The following is a 17,321-nucleotide window of genomic DNA, read 5'->3' on the forward strand; positions in this document are numbered from 1 at the left end:
AATTTTCAGGCCATCGTGCTCTTCGGTCCTGTTTTGCGGCGCGGGCGGTATTGCCTGCGCTGGCTGATTAAGTGTATAAGTGACTGTATACAAGATCAAATCGGGGAATCCTTTGAGCATTTCAAGCATGACAGGCTACGCGGTTGCCACCAGCGAAGGTGCTGCAGGCACACTGACAATTGAAATCAAGAGCGTCAACTCGCGCTTTCTCGACCTGCAATTCCGGATCAACGACGATCTGCGGGCCCTGGAGCCAGACTTGCGCGCCGCTGTCATGTCCGCCATCACGCGCGGCAAAGTCGAGGTACGCCTGAGCTTTGGCCGCAAGGCCGCGACGGCAGGCACGCAGGCCCTGAACCTGCCCCTGCTGGCCGAACTGGCGCGCCTGCAAAACGAAGTAGGCCAGCATTTTGTCTCCGCCCCCGTCATGACGGTGGCCGAACTGTTGCGCTGGCCTGGCATCATCGAAGAAGCGCAAGTGGGGCAAGAGTCCCTGCAGGCGGACGTGGGCGCGCTGACCAAGCGCACCGTGGCGGCCTTCGTCGACAGCCGCAAGCGCGAAGGCGCGGCGCTCGAAGCGGTGCTGGTGTCGCGCATCGAAGCGATGGAAGCCATCGTCAAGCGCATCACGCCATTGATACCGCAAGTGGTGGCGGCCTTCCAGCAAAAAGCCATCGAACGCATGCAGGATGCGCTGGGCCTGGCCAGCCAGGGCTCGAATTCGGCCCTGTCGCGCCAGGACGCCATGGAACGCATCCGCCAGGAAGTCATCCTGTACGGCATCCGCATCGACGTGTCGGAAGAACTGGCACGCCTGTCGGCCCACCTGGGCGAAACGCGCCACATCCTCACCAAGGGCGGGCAAGTAGGCAAGCGCCTCGACTTCATGATGCAGGAACTGAATCGCGAAGCCAATACGCTGGGAGCCAAGGCGTCCGTCAAGGAACTGGCCGACGCCTCGATGGACTTGAAGCTGCTGATCGAGCAGATGCGCGAACAAGTGCAGAACCTGGAGTAAGCCATGGCCACGCCACGCACAGGGACATTTGCCGCCTTGCTGGCGCTGCTGGCGGCCGGAGCGCAGGCGCAAACGGCGCAGTTGCCGTCGCCATATGCGATCGAAAGCTGCACGGCCGGCTGTTTTACCCTCAAGGAGCGCGGCGCATCCATCTACACGGGCGCCGATGCCGCCTCCTACCGCATCTGCTCGCGCAGCAGCCTGGGCGCGGAAGTGTCGGTCGACAGCACGGTCGTGCGCATCAGCAACCGCGACTGTACAGATGTGAATGGCCGGGCCATCGTCCTGAACACAGGCGAAATCACGCTGGGACGGCTGCCCCGCTGAAACGCCCCGGCCAGCTTGATTTTTTACCATGTCGCCAGCGGGGGCTGGCCCGCCGCCTTGCCTCTTGGTAAAATACCGGATTGGGCGGCGCCCGTGCAAGCGCAAACGCCGCCATCACACGCATATGGAAAGATCCGCATGAGCCACCCTACCGCCTTCTCCGGCAGCCTGTTCGTGGTCGCCGCGCCATCGGGCGCCGGCAAATCGACACTGGTCAATGCATTGCTGGCGCAAGAGCCCGGCATCAAATTGTCGATCTCGACCACCACGCGCGCGCCCCGTCCGGGCGAGCAGCACGGCCGCGAGTATTATTTCACGACGGCGGAAGACTTTGTCGCGCGCGCCGACCAGGGCGAATTCCTGGAATGGGCGGAAGTCCATGGCAATTACTACGGCACCTCGCGCATCATGGTGGAACAGCAAATGGCCGCCGGCACCGACATCCTGCTGGAAATCGACTGGCAAGGTGCGCGCCAGGTGCGCAAGCAATTCCCCCGTGCGGCCGGCATTTTCATCCTGCCGCCATCGATCGATGCGCTGGAAGAACGCTTGAACAAGCGCGGCCAGGACGAGCCGCACGTGATCACGCGCCGCCTGCTGGCGGCTGGCGGCGAAATCGCACACGCTCCCGAGTTCGAGTATGTTATTATCAATGAAGAGTTTACGGTCGCTTTGTCCGAACTGAGCGCGATCGTGAGAGCGGCCCGTTGCCGGTTTGCGCAACAAGCGGCCCGCAACGCATCGCTATTCGCCCAGCTGGGCCTGCACGCAGAGTAATTAGTCTGCACGCCAGTTCACACAGCGCCCCGCACCACGCATAAAATTTAGGAGTTACTATGGCCCGTATCACAATCGAAGATTGCCTGAAGCAGATCCCTAACCGTTTTCAGCTGACCCTGGCTGCGACTTATCGCGCACGTCAGTTGTTGCAAGGCCACACCCCAAAGGTGGAAGCCAAGGACAAGCCTACCGTTGTCGCACTGCGTGAAATCGCTGCCGGTAAAGTCGGCATCGAAATGCTGAAAAAGGTCCCGATGTAGTGGGAAGCCGCGTGCCGGAACAGTGCTGACCCCTGGTTCTACCGTATCCTTTATTCACACTGTGAAGCAACGCGACGTTTTATGAGTCTGACCCCAGCCGACACGACTTCCGCAGCACTGCCGCCCCTGGCCTCGCGCCAGGCGGCAAAATCGCAGGGCGCTTCCGCGCCCGGCACCGGCACGTCCGGCAGCAACACCCCCGCAGCACCGCCAGCGCCCGCCTTGGGCGTGGCCTCCGTCAGCCACCTGGCCGACAAGCTGGCCGAATACCTTTCCCCTGCCGACCTGAAAAAAGTCAAGGAAGCCTACCGCTTCTCCGACGAAATGCACCTGGGCCAGATGCGCCGCTCGGGCGAGCCGTATATCTCGCATCCGATCGCCGTCGCCGAAATCTGCGCCGACTGGAAGCTCGACGCGCAAGCCATCATGGCCGCCCTGCTGCATGACGTGATGGAAGACCAGGACGTCAAGAAGGATGAATTGATCGAGCGCTTCGGCGCACCCGTGGCGCACTTGGTCGACGGCCTGTCGAAGCTGGAAAAGATCGAATTCCAGAGCCAGATCGAAGCGCAGGCGGAAAACTTCCGCAAGATGCTGCTGGCCATGGCGTCCGACGTGCGCGTGATCCTGATCAAGCTGGCCGACCGCCTGCACAATATGCGCACGCTGGATTTCATGACGGCGGCAAAAAAGCGCCGCATCGCCAGCGAGACCATGGAAGTGTACGTGCCGATCGCGCATCGCCTCGGCCTGAACAATATTTACCACGAGCTGCAGGACCTGTCGTTCTCGCACCTGTACCCGATGCGCTACCGCACCTTGGCGAAAGCCGTCAAGGCGGCGCGCGGCAACCGGCGCGAAGTGGTCAACAAGATCATGGAAGCGGTGAAAAGCACCTTGTCCATGGCCGAGCTCGAGGCCGACGTCACGGGCCGCGAAAAGACCCTGTACGACATCTATAAGAAGATGCGCAGCAAGCATTTGTCGTTCTCGCAAGTGCTGGACGTATACGGCTTCCGCGTGGTGGTCGGCAGCTTTGCCGACTGTTACGTGACCCTGGGCACCCTGCACAGCCTGTACAAGCCCATGCCGGGCAAGTTCAAGGATTACATCGCGATCCGCAAACTGAACGGCTACCAGTCGCTGCACACGACCGTCATCGGTCCCTACGGCACGCCCGTCGAATTCCAGATCCGCACCCAGGAAATGCACCGCACGGCCGAATCCGGCGTAGCGGCACACTGGCTGTACAAGAGCGGCGAATCGAACCCGTCCGATCTGCAGCAGCGCACCCATGCGTGGCTGCAATCCTTGCTCGACATCCAGCAGCAGACGGGCGACTCGGCCGAATTCCTCGAACACGTCAAGGTCGACCTGTTCCCCGATTCCGTCTACGTATTTACGCCGAAGTCGAAGATCATCGCCCTGCCGCGCGGCGCCACGGCCATCGACTTCGCCTACTCGATCCATACGGGCATCGGCGACCAGACCGTGGCCGTCAAGATCAACAACGAAACCTCGCCCCTGCGCACCGAGCTGCACAATGGCGACATTGTCGAGATCATCACCGATTCTTCGTCGCGCCCCAGCCCGACCTGGCTGTCATTCGTGCGTACAGGCAAGGCCCGTTCGGCCATCCGCCACCATTTGCGCACGATCAACCTGCCCGAATCGATCGCCCTGGGCCAGCAATTGCTGTCGCAGGCGCTGCACACCCTGAACATCGACGCCGACCTGCCAGCGCCATTGATCGAACGCCTGCTCAACGAATCGAGCGCCAATTCCATGGACGAGTTGTACGCGGACATCGGCATCGGCAAGCGCATGGCCACCCTGGTGGCGCGCCATATCTTCGGCCTGATCGGCGGCGAAGCGGCAAGCATGCCGGTGGAACACAATAGCGGCAGCGAGCTCGACCCCGTCACCATCTGTGGCAGCGAAGGCGTTTCGGTACAGCTGGCGCCATGCTGCCTGCCGATCCCGGGCGACCAGATCATCGGCCAGCTGCGCCGCGACCAGGGGCTGCTGGTACACACGAGCGACTGCTCGCAAGCGAAGCGCCAGCGCGCCAAGGAACCGGACCGCTGGATCGCCGTGCGCTGGGGAACCGAACTGAACCGTCGCTTCGACTGCCGCATCAAGGTGCTGATCAACAGCGAACGGGGCATCCTCGCCCGCGTGGCCGCCGAAATCGGCGAGTCCGACGCCAACATCATCTATGTCGGTATGGACGAAGACAAGGACAACGTCCTCGACCAGCTGCGGTTCACCGTGCAAGTCAAGGACAGGGTCCACCTGGCCGCCCTGCTGCGCAATGTGCGCCGCGTCGCCGGGGTCAATAGGATATTGCGCGAACGCAACTAGAAAACGGCTGGCCAGATTCTCTGCCCAGCCGTTTTTTCATGCGGAACACATCAATTCAAGTCTCCCCAGGCGCCGGATACGTCACTTCCAGCAACTCCAGTTCCTGCTCGCCCAGCGGCGTGGTGAGGGTGATCACGTCGCCTTCGCGCGCCTTGGTGATGGTGCGGGCCATGGGCGAGACCCAGCTGATCTTGCCGTTCAGGGGGTCGAATTCATCGATGCCGACGATGGTGATGGTGTGCGTTTCGCCGTCGCTGGTGCGGTAAGTTACCGTGGCGCCGAAAAACACCTGGTCGTTGCCATGGTGCACGCTGGGGTCGACGATGGCGGCCAGGTCCATGCGCTTGGTCAGGAAGCGGATGCGGCGGTCGATTTCGCGCAGGCGCCGCTTGCCGTAGATATAGTCGCCATTTTCCGAACGGTCGCCATTCGACGCCGCCCAATGGACGATGCGCACGACTTCCGGACGGTCGACGTCGATCAGCTGCAGCAGCTCATCCTTGATGCGCTGGTAACCGGCCGGCGTGATGTAGTTCTTGGCGCCGGCGGGAATGGCCAGCGCCAGCGCGGCCGCTTCTTCATCGTCGTCGTTGTCGGATTCTTTTACAAAGGCTTTATTCATCTGCCTATTGTAGCCCCGCCAGGGACCCGCAGGCACACGGGATGCGGGGGCAGACGGGCTTTTTTGACGTATCATCGTGGCAATCGCGGCAAACCTGCGCCGCACACGGAGACGGATGAAAAAATTCTACAGAGTCAGGCGCTGGCTGTTCGCGCCGCTGGTCTACCTGGCCGCCATCTTCCTGCTGATCGAGGAATGGCTGTGGGCGACGGGCGCGCGCATCATGCAGGTGGTGGCGCAATTTCCGCCCCTGCATGCACTGGAAGCGTGGATCAGGCGCCTGCCGCCGTACTGGGCGCTGGCCATCTTCGTGCTGCCAGCCGTGCTGCTGTTTCCCGTCAAGCTGCTGGCCCTGCTGGCGATCGCGCGCGGCCATGCGTTTTCCGGCATCGGCGTGATCGTCATCGCCAAGCTGGGTGGTGCGGCCGCCGTGGCCCGCCTGTACAGCCTGACGCGCCCCACTCTGCTGACCTTGCCGTGGTTTGCGCGCTGGCATGGCCTGTTCATGGAAACCAAGGACCGCTGGATCGCCCGCCTGCGCGCCACGCGTCCGTGGCGCAGGATCAGCCGCCTGTCGGCCGCGCTGGGCCGCGCCCGCCGTGCTTGGTGGCAACGCTTGCGCAAGGGCACGCCAGGCCGGCATAATTCCCGCCCAGCCAGAGTGCTGCGCCGCTTCGCCGCCTTCTGGCGCGCCCGCCGCTGATGAAGAAAGACGACTCCATGCACGACACTCTCCAGCTGGCCCCCGCCATGCGCGCGGCGGCGCCGGAAATCTACCTGTACGACTCTGCCAGCTTGCAATTGCTCGATGCCAACGACGCCGCCTGCGACAACTTGCAGTACACGCGCCAGGAATTGCTGGCGATGACGCCGTTCACGCTGGCGCCGCAGCTGGACGCGCAGCACTTGGCCGCCGTGCTGGCGGCACTGGACGACAGCATCGGCGCGCAAGCCCGGCTGCATGTACAGCAGCGCCGCCGCGATGGCAGCCTGTATTCGCTCAGCCTGCAACTGTCGCGCGCCAGCCGCCAGGGACGCGCCCTGCTCCTGGCAGAGGGCGAAGACTTGCACACGCCGCAGGCGACGGCCGCCGCCCTGGCGCAGGTGCAGTCGCGCTTCAACGCCATCGTCTCGAATACGCCTGGCCTCGTGTACCAGTTCTGCCTGCATGCGGATGGCCGTGCATCCTTTGCCTACCTGAGCGACGGTTGCCAGGCCCTGCTGGGCCTGGGGCCGGCACAGCTGCATGCGCGTCCGGAACTGTTCTATCAATTGATACTGGCCGACGACCGCGCCTCGTATCTGGAATCGATGCAGGCCTCAAAAAACGCCTTGTGGAGCTGGAACTGGGAAGGCCGCATCTGGATCGATGCCTGGAAAGACGTCAAATGGATCAACCTGCGCTCCACGCCGCGCGCGCTGGCCGACGGCACGGTGCAGTGGGAAGGCATCATGACGAATATCACGGAAAGCCGGCTCGAACAGATCGAGGTGCGCCAGTCGCGCGCCCGCCTGGCCGAGCTGACTGCGCATATCGACAAGGTCAAGGAACACGAACGCACGCGCCTGGCGCGCGAACTGCACGATGACCTGGGCGGCAATCTGACGGCGATCAAGATGGCGCTGGCCATGCTGGCACGCCGCCTGCCGCCGGACGACCCGCTGCTGCAGGAAAAGGCCGACTATGTCGATGCCCTGGTCGACCGCAGCATCGACGCCGTGCACCGCATTTCGCTGGACTTGCGCCCCTCCATGCTGGACCTGGGCCTGGTCGCCGCGCTGGATTGGCAAGTGAAGGAATTCGCGCGCCAGGCCGGCATCGAATGCCAGTTCATGTCGAACCGCCAGCACATCGAACTGGAGCTGGACCAGGCGACCAGCCTGTTTCGCATCGCCCAGGAGGCGCTGACGAATATCGCCAAGCATGCGCAGGCGAGCAAGGTCAGCGTGCGCCTGGCCCGGCAGCGCCAGCATCTGCGCCTGACCATCGCCGACAACGGCGTCGGCATGCGCCTGTCCGATCGCGCCAAGCCGCAATCGTTCGGCATCCGCGGCATGGCCGAACGCGCCAGCGCGCTGGGCGGCACCCTGAGCCTCATGGACGGGCCGGACGGCGGCACCATCCTCAGCATAAAAATCCGGCTGACCACGCCACGAGAGGCGATAATAGCGGCTGCAGCCAGTGCGCCCGCGCACAGCGGGCCGCCACCAGAAGCGGCCAGTGGGTGAATTAGATAGGAAACAACGCAGTCATGAAAGAAAAAGCCACCATCCGGGTATTTATCGCCGACGATCACGCGATCGTGCGCGAGGGCTTGAAGCAAATCCTCGCCGATACGAAGGACATCATCGTGGCCGGCGAGGCCGAAAATGGCCACGACGCCATCAAACTGTTCCGCGGCTCGAAATGCCAGGTGTTGCTGCTAGACATCTCCCTGCCCGACCGCAGCGGCATCGAGGTGCTCAAGCAGATCAAGAAGGAAAAGCCGGAACTGGCCGTGCTGATGCTTTCCATGCACCGCGAGGACCAGTACGCCATCCGTTCGCTCAAGGCGGGCGCGGCCGGCTACCTGACGAAACAGAGCGCGCCGCGCGAGCTGGTCACGGCCATCCGCCAGGTGGCGCAGGGCTTGAAATACATCAGCGCCTCGCTGGCGCAGGAACTGGCCAACACGGTGGGCGAAGACCACGAAACGGCCTTGCACGACACCCTGTCGGACCGCGAATACCAGACCCTGGTCATGATCGCCTCGGGCAAGGCCGTGGGCGCCATCGCCGAAGAGCTGAAATTGTCCGTGAAAACCGTCAGCGAATACCGCGCCCGCCTGCTGGTCAAGATGAAACTCAAGAACAGTGCCGAACTGACACATTACGCCATCCGCAACCAGCTGGTGGATTGACGGCAAAGCGGCATGCATGCTGGCATCGGGCGAATTGACAGGACTTCTCCTTGCTTCTCGCACAATAAGTTCTTTGCCAACTCGCATATCATGAGGATAATGAGAAATATCTAAAAAGGCTGTGCCTACATGTCCAGTAAATTGCCATCTTCACCAGCAAGCGCTCCCGCTGGCGCCACGAATACTGCCGCCGCTGCGGCGATGAACCCGGCCGATATCGCCCGCGAAGCGTTTCGCCGCCTGGCCACCCGCCGCATCGCCCCCACGCCGAGCGCCTACCGCGATATCTACAATGAAATCGCCGGCATCAGCGAACCGGCGGACAGCCCTGCCGCGCCGGGAGCCGTGCTGGCCGCCAGCGCCAATGTAGAAAAAGGCGCGGAAAGCGGCGCGGAAAACGTCCTGACGCAGTTTGCCGCCAAGATGAGCGAATCGACAGGCGAACTGGGCGACTTTGGCCGGCGCTTCCAGCGCGCCCTGAAAGCACGCGACTGGGACAGCTATGCGCGCACCCTGGCACAACTGGCGGAAAAACAGGTCAAGAAAGGCGGCGGCATCGAATTGCCGCCCCTGCCGGACGGCGAACAGACGCGCACCCTGCGCGAATTGCTCAGCCGCACCCTGGGCTTTGCCGTCGCCACCTTGCTGACGGGAACGCCCGCGCTGGTGGAAGAGGCCGAATCGCTGGGCGCGGCCATCAAGCTGGCCCACACGGAAGAAGCGCTGAACGAAGCGGCCCTGCGCCTGAAACAGCTGTGCTACCAGATCGAATTGAAAAGCGGCGACACGGCCGAACAGCAGGAATTGCTGCTGCGCCTGTTCAAGTTGCTGTTGGATAACGTCAGCCAGTTGCTCGACGACGACAGCTGGCTGCGCGGCCAGGTCGATGCCGTGCAAAACCTGATCGCCGGCCCGCTCGACCAGCGCGCGCTGGAAGACGCCACGCGCAGCCTGAAGGAAGTCATCTACAAGCAAGGCCAGCTCAAGCACAGCCTGTCCGACGTCAAGCTGACGGTCAAGAACATGATGATGACCTTCATCGACCGCCTGGGGCAAGTGGCGGCCAGCACGGGCGACTTCCATGAAAAGATCGGCGGCTATTCGGAAAAGATCAGCCAGGCGGAAAATATCAGCGAACTGAACAGCGTGCTCGACGAAGTCTTGCGCGAAACGCGCATGGTGCAGAACGAAGCCTTGCGCGCGCGCGACAAGATGGTGCTGGCGCGCCAGGAAGTGCAGGATGCGGAACAGCGCATCCACACCCTGGAAGCGAAGCTCCAGCATATGAGCGAACTGGTGCGGGAAGATCAGCTGACGGGCAGCCTGAACCGCCGTGGCCTGGACGACGTGTTCGAGCGCGAGACGGCCCGTTCCGACCGCCGTGGCACGCCGCTGTGCATCGCCATGCTGGACCTGGACGATTTCAAGCGCCTGAACGACACCTATGGCCACCTGGCCGGCGATGCGGCGCTGAAACACCTGGTAAAGATCGTCAAGGAAACCCTGCGCTCGATGGACGTCATCGCCCGCTTCGGCGGCGAGGAATTCCTCATCCTGTTGCCGGAAACCACGGTCGAGGCGGCGTCATCGACGATGACGCGCTTGCAGCGCGAGCTGACCCGGCATTTCTTCCTGCACGACAACGAAAAGGTCTTGATCACCTTTTCCGCCGGCGTGGCCCTGCGCCTGCCCAACGAAGACCAGGCCGAACTGGTCAAGCGCGCCGACCGCGCCATGTACCAGGCCAAGCAGACGGGCAAGAATCGGGTGGTGGTGGCGGACTGAGCCACTTCAAACGGTACGCGCCAATAGAAATGCCGCTCATCGAGCGGCATTTTACATTTAGCAAGACAGTGGAATACGCACTACGCCTCTGCAGACTTGCGCCTTGCACTGCGCTGTGCAACGAATCCAAGCAATCCCAATCCCAGTAACGTCATGGCATAGCCTGAAGGTTCGGGAACTGCGGAAGTCAGTGTCACGTTCAGATACTTTTCCCTGCCAATATTGATCGCATCATTGAAATTTGTAAATCCCCACTTGGACATAATGACAAATCCAACCGCGCCGTCACCACGCTGATATGCACCATTCACGAATTCCGTCAGATCAACCGCAGCATGCGAATACCCTCCTTGAGGAAGGCTTCCTATTTCCTCCTTGGCGTCCGGGCCGGCACTATTAAACAGGCTCGATGCCTCCCAATTATTATCCACCGCATATATTTTTATATCACGATTAGAATTGAAGATCGAAACATAACTTATATCGAAGATGGCAGATGAGACACTCGTTCCAGCAACATAACTTGGCAATAGAAACTTCTCATATTGCTTATAGCTACTACTCGGTCCGGCACCTGCACTACCGCCATAGAGAGAACTATTGATCACACCACTTGTATAGTTACTGGAATTAAAGTACGTAGAGTAATCATACTTCGGCTTAATTTCCAGAACTTCAGCAAAACCGGACGCAGACAAACTCATGAGACTTGCAAATAATAGTGTATTGCGTGAAAAATTTACGACATGCATAAACAAGCCTTCTCATTCAAAATAGAGTAATTTAAAATGCAACATTGAGACATAACAATAACATGAAATATCTCTCCGCATATTAAATTAATAAAAATAATCCTGAAAATTATTTTCTTTAAATTTTGCAATGACTTACATTTAAAATTCGCAAATAAATTCTTCGGAAGTACATCCATCAGTACCGACATACAATGTCATCAATAAATAAATGAATTGATGGCGGACTGCGTAGATGGCGATTGCAAAAAAAATAAGCATGCACCATCTTATGCAGGAAAAGATGCTGATAATTAACGGGCAATATGCTTAGCACCTGCCAAGCAAAACAACCGCGTTAATGGTAAGGGTGCTCGTCAGCAAAGAAATCGATCAAGCCACCCTCGTGCTCAATCAAGATGGACTTGGCGATAATGCCCTCGCGCGCCATTTCCGCAGCGATATCGCGCGCGCGCCATTGCGTGGGGATGATGACCACGTCGACGGGCGCTGTTTTCAGCACGTCGCGGTAGACGATTTCCTGGCCCAGGCCCGGCACGAAGGTGCCGGCCTTGTCGGGATCGGAATCGACCACCAGCGGGAAGCGCTGCGCATCGGCGCCGAACTGATGCATGAAGGCGGCGGCCTTGCCCGTACCTCCCCAGATGGCCACGCGCTGGCCGCCCGTGGCCAGGGTGTCAAGCTGGGCGGCAATGGTCTTGCGGCTGCGCTGGGCGGCAACGGCAAACGCATTGCTGTGGCGCGCCTGGTCGCGCAGCGCCTTCGGAATCTGCAGGCGCACCAGCGCATACACCACTTCGCCGTCATAGCCATGCGCCAGTTGCACCACTTCGCCTGCGCGCTGCATCAGGGTACGGAACGATTCCGTCGTGAAGTGCGACATGTGCTCATAGAAGAAATCGGCCAGGCGGCCCGTGGCGAAGACCCGGTCGATGCACGGCACTTCGGCAAACAGCCAGATTGGTTTGTCGGAGCGAGAAGCGGCCCACGCCATCTGCTCGACCAGCGAAGCGGGGTCGGTCAGGTGTTCCAGCACATGGCGGATCACCAGCGCATCGGGCGCGAATTCGGGCACGTCCTGCAGCGGCTGGAAATAGCGCGCGTGAAACTCCACGCCACGGCCCGTTTCCGGCGTGGCGTTCGGATCAAAGCCGATGAACCGCCCCTGCTCGCTACGGGCATCGGCCAGCGCGCGCACGAAATGGCCTTCGCCGCAACCGATGTCGATCACCGTGGGCGAAGCCGGCAACTGGGCCAGCAGCACGTCGCGCGTATCGGCCAGGTGGCCTTTCCAGATACCGCCCTTGTTGAACATGCGGTTAGGATTGTTTTGATAGGGAATGGCGTCATAGGAAAACGCGCGGTTCCATACGTGGGTGCACTGCGGGCACTGCACGAAATCGTGCGGCTGCACGGCCATTGCCTGCGCTTCGGCCGCACTGGCCGGCCAGCCCAGGGTAGCCAGGGCTTGCTGGCCGCCGTCGAAAAACGCTGCCGCCACCGTGTGGGCACAGACCGGGCACACTGCCGGGAGCAATTGCTGTTTCATGCGAAGATCACTTTCTTGAAATAGGCAATAGTTTCTTTCAAACCATCATGCAGGCTCACCGTCGGCTCCCATTCCAGGGCGGCGCGCGCCCTGGCGATGTCGGGCTGGCGGCGCACGGGATCGTCGGCTGGCAAGGGACGGAAGACCAGTTCGCTTTTCGATTCCGTCAGGCGCAGCACCAGCTCGGCCAGTTCGCGGATGGTGAATTCGGCGGGATTGCCCAGGTTCATGGGACCGATTTCCTGCGTCTGGTTCATCATGCGGACCATGCCTTCGATCAAGTCGTCGACATAGCAGAACGAGCGCGTCTGCTGGCCATCGCCGTACAGGGTGATCGGATCGCCGCGCAGCGCCTGCACGATGAAGTTGCTGACCACGCGGCCATCGTTCGGATGCATGCGCGGGCCATAGGTATTAAAGATGCGCACGACGCGGATATCCACGGCCGACTGGCGGTGATAATCGAAGAACAGGGTTTCGGCGCAGCGCTTGCCTTCGTCGTAGCAGGCGCGCGGGCCGATCGGATTGACGTGGCCCCAGTAATCCTCGCGTTGCGGATGCACTTGCGGATCGCCATACACTTCCGAGGTGGACGCCTGCAGGATGCGCGCGCGCTTGCGCTTGGCCAAACCCAGCATGTTGATGGCGCCCAGCACCGAGGTCTTGGTGGTCGAGGTGGGGTCGTTCTGATAATGCACGGGGCTGGCCGGGCACGCCAGGTTGTAGATGCGATCCACTTCCACGTACAACGGCAGCCAGACGTCGTGGCGCAGCAGCTCGAAACGCTTGTGGCCCAGCAGGTGGCGGATATTGTCCTTGCTGCCCGTGTAGAAATTATCCACGCACAACACATCGTGACCATCGGCGATCATGCGGTCGCACAAGTGCGAACCGAGGAAGCCGGCGCCGCCGGTAATCAGGGTGGTACGGGCCATCATTGTTCTCCTGCGTTGTCAATCACAGCCATCCGCGCCCGCCACATGCCCCACATGGCGTCTTCGAAGTGGCGCGCAAAACGGGGCGCATCGTACAGGGGCGAGGCCAGTACCTGGGCGCGCAAGCCGCCGCGCAGGACCGCCAGCTGTGCCAGATCTCCGGCTTTCCGGGCCGCGATGGCCACATATTCCTCGTCGTCCGCAGCGATCCAGTCCGGCAAGCCCGCATTGTGCATGACCGACTCGCCCAAGTGAGACAGGAAGCATTCGCCGGAACGCGTGGCGATGGGCAAACCCATCCATAATGCTTCCATGCTGGTGGTGCCGCCTGGATACGGGAAGGGATCGAGCACGATGTCGGCTTGCTGGTAGGCGGCCAGCAGCTCGGCGCGCGGCGCGGAGCCTTCCAGGCGCAGGCGTTCGGCGCCTATGCCATGGGCGGCAAAACGGGCGAGGGTGCGGCTGCACACGCCAGCGTCAGTCAATTGCAATGTTTTCAGGAACAGTCGGGAACCAGGCACGGCGTGTAGCACCCTGGCCCACACGGCCACCACGCCATCATTCATCTTGTTCAGTTTATTGAAGCAGGCAAACGTGACAAAGCCGTTTTCCAGGGCGGGCAAGGGGCTGACGGGAATATCGAAGGCTGGCGGGCTGAAACACAAATAGCTGTCCGGCATATGCCACAGCGTTTCCGTGAACGCCCCGCTCTCTTTCAGCGGCGCGACGAAGCGGTCGCCCAGCAGATAATCCATCTGCTGCACGCCCGTCGTGGCGAAATAGCCGAGCCAGGTAGCTTGCACGGGGGCGGGCCGCCAGGCAAACAGCGGCAGGCGGTTATCGGCAGTATGGCCGGCCAGGTCGAGCAAGACATGCACGCCATCGGCTTCGATCATTTTCGCGGCCTCTTCATCTGTCTTGTCAACAATGGGGCGCCATGCGGAAAAATAAGGAGCGAGGCGGTCCGTCAAGTCATCCACCTTGATCACGGTGGGATAGGCAATCAGTTCGACTCGCCGCGTGTTCAGCGATGCCAGCATGCCTTCCAAAAAATACCCGACCGGATGCTTGCGCAGGTCGCCCGAAACGACGCCGATGCGCAAGCGCGCGGCATCGCGCCGGCACGACCAGGTTTTGAAAGGCTTGCTGGCACAGGAAGCCACCGCTTTACCGTAACGCCTGGCTTCGGCCAGATGGCGGCCGGCGGCACTCATGGCACTGTAGCTTTGCAGCATCAACAAGTTGCTATGGGCACTGAAAAACTCGGGCATCATGGTGATCGCCCGGCGATAGCTGAGCTCAGCGGGGCCCAGCCGCCCCAGCTCCTGCAAGACCAGCCCCATATTGTTCTGCACTTCCACATCGCGTGGCAATAATCGGACGGCTTTCTGCATGCATGGCAAGGCAGGCCTGAGGCGCCCCTGCATCAACAAGGCAAGCCCAAGCATCTTCCAGGCCACGCCGTCATTTTCCTTACGGCGGGTCAACGCGCGCGCCTCGCGCTCCAGTTCCGGATAACGTTGCTGATCGAACAATATCGTCATGGCTTCCGAGCGTGGCCTCTCAGAAGGGGCGGACACATTTTCTGGCTCAGGCGGTGGCAATGCGATAGGCCCTGGCACGCCATTCATACGCGCGATCAATTCCTGCTGCAAGCGGTCGGTGTCCAGGCTGTCGAGGCCATGCTGGCGCCCGAGCGTCAACATTTGCTGGGCTGTTTCATATTGCCCGGCCACTATCAGTGCTTCAATATAATCGAGCCAACTCGTGGCCTGGTCCGGGTGCGCGCCCAGCACGACAGCAAAATAAGGCACGGCAGCAGCCGCATCGCCGACCCGCATGGACAGCAAGCCAAGCTGCCGATTGGCAAATGGTTCCTGCGGCGCCAATTCCAGGACAGCCAAAAACAGTTGTGCAGCTATGTCCAGTTCGCCATCACGCAAATGCTGCTGCGCCATGTCCAACGCCGCATTGATGGTCTGTGTCACGTCTTGCGACAGCGGCGCGGCGGCGGAGCTGTTTGCGTCCATATCAGTCGTTATCATAAAAGCTCGAGGTTAGGCCAGATCGCGCTGCCACGACAGCCACGGCAGGCGGAATGTGCAATTTGGTAACAATATTACCAGCTATGCCATGCGCCAAGACGACGAGCACGGGGGGAAAGGGGCGGCTAATAGATGCTTTGCAGAATGATGAGGCAGACTGGCATGACTGATGGACAAGTAAAGCAGGCGTGCAAAATAATGAAAATAAACATTTTTCCACCCTCAAGTTTTTCCCGCCTCTGTCGTCTAGCGTGCCGCGGTACGGAAAAATGAGGGTAAAAAAATAAAATAAAGAATGTTTTTCCCTATCAACTTTTTCAGGCAGCCACCGATAAACATTACAACGACGGTTTGATTGCTTCAAAGTACAGAGGCAGACCAACGTGAATAGCACATAGCGCAATGTAGTACCTGTCTGGAGAATTAAAATGGCTGCAGTAATTAACACCAACATCGCTTCCCTGAACTCGCAACGCAACCTGTCGACTTCGCAATCGTCCTTGAGCACCTCGCTGCAACGCCTGTCCTCCGGTCTGCGTATTAACAGCGCCAAAGACGATGCCGCCGGCCTGTCGATTTCCGACCGCATGACGTCGCAAATCAACGGCATGACGCAAGCCACCCGCAACGCCAACGACGGCGTATCGCTGGCGCAAACGGCTGAAGGCGCTCTGTCGAGCTCGGGCGACATCCTGCAACGCATCCGCCAACTGGCCGTGCAATCGTCGAATGCCACCAACTCGGCCAGCGACCGTCAAGCGCTGCAAACCGAAGTCGGCCAGCTGAACTCGGAACTGAACCGTATCGCCACCACCACCTCGTTCAACGGCCAGGCTTTGCTGGACGGCACGATGGGTACGGCCAACTTCCAGGTCGGTGCCGATGCCAACCAACTGATTTCGGCCAATGGCGCGAACTTCCTGACCAGCACCTACGGCAACAACCGCGTGGAAAATGCTGCAGTGCAAGCATCGACGGCCAGCAACGCTGTCGCTTCCGGCAAGCTGGCAATCTCGGGCAAGTTTGGCGCCGCCACCATCGACACGACGACCACGTCGTCGGCCAAGTCGGTCGCCGCCGCAGTCAATGCCAAAACGGCCAATACCGGCGTGACGGCTGAAGCCCGCACCGACGTCAACCTGGACTTGGGTGCTGAAGCGTACTCGTTCAAGATTGCCTCGGACAATGCTGCCGACGTTACCGTATCGTTCGCCGTCACGGGCGCCGCCAACACGGCTGCTGACTTTGCCGCTGGTATCAATGCGATCAATGCCCAAACAGCGAAGACGGGCGTCACCGCCCAATTTGACTCGGTCAATCAAGGCATCAAGCTGAGCAATGCTTCCGGCGCCGATATCAAGATCACCAACGGCACCAATGCCAACGTCAAGCTGGCAGTATCCACCTATGACACGGCAGGCATTAAAGTGGCTGGCCCATTCACGGCCGCTACCGCAGCTGGCGGTGTTGCAACTGCCAACGGCCGCGTCACCTTCGACGGCGACAGCAGCTTCTCGGTCAGCGAAACAGCCGCAACCGGCCTGAAACTGACGGGTGGTGTCGCTGTTGGCGCCAACCAGGGTTCGACGCTGAAATCGGTCGCCACGCTGGACGTCACCACGTTCGACGGCGCCCAGCTGGCACTGAAGATCACGGATGCAGCCCTGTCCACGGTCAACAGCCAACGCGCACAGTACGGTGCTTTGCAATCGCGCTTCTCCTCGGCGATCAGCAACCTGCAATCGACGACGGAAAACCTGTCCGCCTCGCGCAGCCGCATCGTCGATACCGACTTTGCTGCAGAAACGGCCAGCCTGACCCGTGGCCAGATCCTGCAACAAGCTGGTACCGCCATGCTGGCACAAGCGAACTCGCTGCCAAACGGCGTGCTGAGCCTGCTGCGCGGCTAATCTTCGATTAGCAACGCCACATCGCTGGACTCAGGTTCCCCTGCCGGATTTCTTCGGCAGGGGAATTTTCACTA

General features: G+C 60.7%; 16 protein-coding genes. 11 read left to right on the top strand and 5 right to left on the bottom strand.

The window, feature by feature from the left end; all coding sequences use genetic code 11:
* Positions 1-127 precede the first annotated feature (127 nt).
* The 5 genes from JAB1_RS18010 to JAB1_RS18030 all read left to right on the top strand — a co-directional run bounded on the left by JAB1_RS18010 (position 128) and on the right by JAB1_RS18030 (position 4,749).
* Positions 128-1,018 (top strand): YicC/YloC family endoribonuclease, encoded by an 891-nt coding sequence (locus JAB1_RS18010; protein ID WP_034787070.1) that lies wholly within the window; start codon positions 128-130, stop codon positions 1,016-1,018.
* Between the two features lie 3 nt (positions 1,019-1,021).
* Complete coding sequence (locus tag JAB1_RS18015; protein ID WP_034787072.1) at positions 1,022-1,345, top strand: hypothetical protein; 324 nt, start codon at positions 1,022-1,024, stop codon at positions 1,343-1,345.
* A gap of 138 nt (positions 1,346-1,483) precedes the next feature.
* On the top strand, positions 1,484-2,122 hold the full coding sequence (gene gmk, locus JAB1_RS18020; RefSeq protein ID WP_080753685.1) for a guanylate kinase: 639 nt from the start codon (positions 1,484-1,486) through the stop codon (positions 2,120-2,122).
* Between the two features lie 59 nt (positions 2,123-2,181).
* Positions 2,182-2,385: a DNA-directed RNA polymerase subunit omega gene (rpoZ, locus tag JAB1_RS18025; protein ID WP_010400723.1), complete on the top strand. Its 204-nt coding sequence runs from the start codon at positions 2,182-2,184 to the stop codon at positions 2,383-2,385.
* Positions 2,386-2,466: 81 nt separating this feature from the next.
* Positions 2,467-4,749 carry a bifunctional (p)ppGpp synthetase/guanosine-3',5'-bis(diphosphate) 3'-pyrophosphohydrolase gene (locus tag JAB1_RS18030; RefSeq protein ID WP_070281284.1) on the top strand — a complete coding sequence of 761 codons (2,283 nt, stop codon included), beginning with the start codon at positions 2,467-2,469 and terminating at the stop codon, positions 4,747-4,749.
* A gap of 55 nt (positions 4,750-4,804) precedes the next feature.
* On the opposite strand, the gene greB is transcribed toward JAB1_RS18030, so the two are convergent.
* Complete coding sequence (gene greB, locus JAB1_RS18035; RefSeq protein ID WP_034787078.1) at positions 4,805-5,371, bottom strand: transcription elongation factor GreB; 567 nt, start codon at positions 5,369-5,371, stop codon at positions 4,805-4,807.
* A 115-nt stretch (positions 5,372-5,486) separates the two neighbouring features.
* Between greB and JAB1_RS18040 the strand changes: the two genes are divergently transcribed.
* The 4 genes from JAB1_RS18040 (at position 5,487) to JAB1_RS18055 (ending at position 10,056) form a co-directional block, all read left to right on the top strand.
* On the top strand, positions 5,487-6,074 hold the full coding sequence (locus JAB1_RS18040) for a membrane protein (protein WP_034787082.1): 588 nt from the start codon (positions 5,487-5,489) through the stop codon (positions 6,072-6,074).
* Positions 6,075-6,091: 17 nt separating this feature from the next.
* Positions 6,092-7,600 carry a sensor histidine kinase gene (locus JAB1_RS18045; RefSeq protein WP_225317401.1) on the top strand — a complete coding sequence of 503 codons (1,509 nt, stop codon included), beginning with the start codon at positions 6,092-6,094 and terminating at the stop codon, positions 7,598-7,600.
* Positions 7,601-7,623: 23 nt separating this feature from the next.
* A complete protein-coding gene (locus tag JAB1_RS18050; protein WP_034753998.1) occupies positions 7,624-8,271 on the top strand; it encodes a response regulator transcription factor in 648 nt (215 codons plus the stop codon).
* A 201-nt stretch (positions 8,272-8,472) separates the two neighbouring features.
* Positions 8,473-10,056 (top strand): diguanylate cyclase, encoded by a 1,584-nt coding sequence (locus tag JAB1_RS18055; protein ID WP_070281285.1) that lies wholly within the window; start codon positions 8,473-8,475, stop codon positions 10,054-10,056.
* Between the two features lie 80 nt (positions 10,057-10,136).
* On the opposite strand, the gene JAB1_RS29965 is transcribed toward JAB1_RS18055, so the two are convergent.
* The 4 genes from JAB1_RS29965 to JAB1_RS18070 form a co-directional block, all read right to left on the bottom strand.
* On the bottom strand, positions 10,137-10,760 hold the full coding sequence (locus JAB1_RS29965) for a DNRLRE domain-containing protein (protein ID WP_175445085.1): 624 nt from the start codon (positions 10,758-10,760) through the stop codon (positions 10,137-10,139).
* A gap of 385 nt (positions 10,761-11,145) precedes the next feature.
* Positions 11,146-12,357, bottom strand: coding sequence for a class I SAM-dependent methyltransferase (locus tag JAB1_RS18060; protein WP_070281286.1), 1,212 nt, complete (start codon positions 12,355-12,357; stop codon positions 11,146-11,148).
* The gene (locus JAB1_RS18065; RefSeq protein ID WP_070281287.1) at positions 12,354-13,295 is read right to left on the bottom strand and encodes a UDP-glucuronic acid decarboxylase family protein; all 942 of its coding nucleotides are present in this window, start codon (positions 13,293-13,295) and stop codon (positions 12,354-12,356) included. The genes JAB1_RS18060 and JAB1_RS18065 overlap by 4 nt, the downstream gene beginning before the upstream one ends.
* Positions 13,292-14,836: a glycosyltransferase gene (locus JAB1_RS18070; protein ID WP_254672154.1), complete on the bottom strand. Its 1,545-nt coding sequence runs from the start codon at positions 14,834-14,836 to the stop codon at positions 13,292-13,294. Before JAB1_RS18070 ends, JAB1_RS18065 begins: the two co-directional genes overlap by 4 nt.
* Between JAB1_RS18070 and JAB1_RS30345 the strand changes: the two genes are divergently transcribed.
* Positions 14,813-15,406: a hypothetical protein gene (locus JAB1_RS30345; protein ID WP_254672156.1), complete on the top strand. Its 594-nt coding sequence runs from the start codon at positions 14,813-14,815 to the stop codon at positions 15,404-15,406. The two genes, JAB1_RS18070 and JAB1_RS30345, sit on opposite strands and share 24 nt — an antisense overlap.
* Positions 15,407-15,765: 359 nt before the next feature.
* Entirely contained in the window at positions 15,766-17,247 is a 1,482-nt protein-coding gene (locus tag JAB1_RS18075; RefSeq protein WP_070281289.1) for a flagellin, read from the top strand.
* Positions 17,248-17,321 lie beyond the last annotated feature (74 nt).

It is taken from the genome of Janthinobacterium sp. MP5059B (assembly GCF_001758645.1).
Lineage (GTDB): Bacteria > Pseudomonadota > Gammaproteobacteria > Burkholderiales > Burkholderiaceae_D > Janthinobacterium > Janthinobacterium lividum.

What these genes read in the sequence shown, in the direction of transcription:
- rpoZ (WP_010400723.1), top strand. Translation starts at nt 2,182, where the DNA reads ATGGCCCGTATCACAATCGAAGATTGCCTGAAGCAGATCCCTAACCGT.
- JAB1_RS18050 (WP_034753998.1), top strand. Translation starts at nt 7,624, where the DNA reads ATGAAAGAAAAAGCCACCATCCGGGTATTTATCGCCGACGATCACGCG.
- JAB1_RS18055 (WP_070281285.1), top strand. Translation starts at nt 8,473, where the DNA reads ATGAACCCGGCCGATATCGCCCGCGAAGCGTTTCGCCGCCTGGCCACC.
- JAB1_RS18045 (WP_225317401.1), top strand. Translation starts at nt 6,092, where the DNA reads ATGCACGACACTCTCCAGCTGGCCCCCGCCATGCGCGCGGCGGCGCCG.
- JAB1_RS18015 (WP_034787072.1), top strand. Translation starts at nt 1,022, where the DNA reads ATGGCCACGCCACGCACAGGGACATTTGCCGCCTTGCTGGCGCTGCTG.
- gmk (WP_080753685.1), top strand. Translation starts at nt 1,484, where the DNA reads ATGAGCCACCCTACCGCCTTCTCCGGCAGCCTGTTCGTGGTCGCCGCG.
- JAB1_RS18030 (WP_070281284.1), top strand. Translation starts at nt 2,467, where the DNA reads ATGAGTCTGACCCCAGCCGACACGACTTCCGCAGCACTGCCGCCCCTG.
- greB (WP_034787078.1), bottom strand. Translation starts at nt 5,371, where the DNA reads ATGAATAAAGCCTTTGTAAAAGAATCCGACAACGACGACGATGAAGAA.
- JAB1_RS18065 (WP_070281287.1), bottom strand. Translation starts at nt 13,295, where the DNA reads ATGATGGCCCGTACCACCCTGATTACCGGCGGCGCCGGCTTCCTCGGT.
- JAB1_RS29965 (WP_175445085.1), bottom strand. Translation starts at nt 10,760, where the DNA reads ATGAGTTTGTCTGCGTCCGGTTTTGCTGAAGTTCTGGAAATTAAGCCG.
- JAB1_RS18075 (WP_070281289.1), top strand. Translation starts at nt 15,766, where the DNA reads ATGGCTGCAGTAATTAACACCAACATCGCTTCCCTGAACTCGCAACGC.
- JAB1_RS18040 (WP_034787082.1), top strand. Translation starts at nt 5,487, where the DNA reads ATGAAAAAATTCTACAGAGTCAGGCGCTGGCTGTTCGCGCCGCTGGTC.
- JAB1_RS18060 (WP_070281286.1), bottom strand. Translation starts at nt 12,357, where the DNA reads ATGAAACAGCAATTGCTCCCGGCAGTGTGCCCGGTCTGTGCCCACACG.
- JAB1_RS18070 (WP_254672154.1), bottom strand. Translation starts at nt 14,836, where the DNA reads ATGACGATATTGTTCGATCAGCAACGTTATCCGGAACTGGAGCGCGAG.
- JAB1_RS18010 (WP_034787070.1), top strand. Translation starts at nt 128, where the DNA reads ATGACAGGCTACGCGGTTGCCACCAGCGAAGGTGCTGCAGGCACACTG.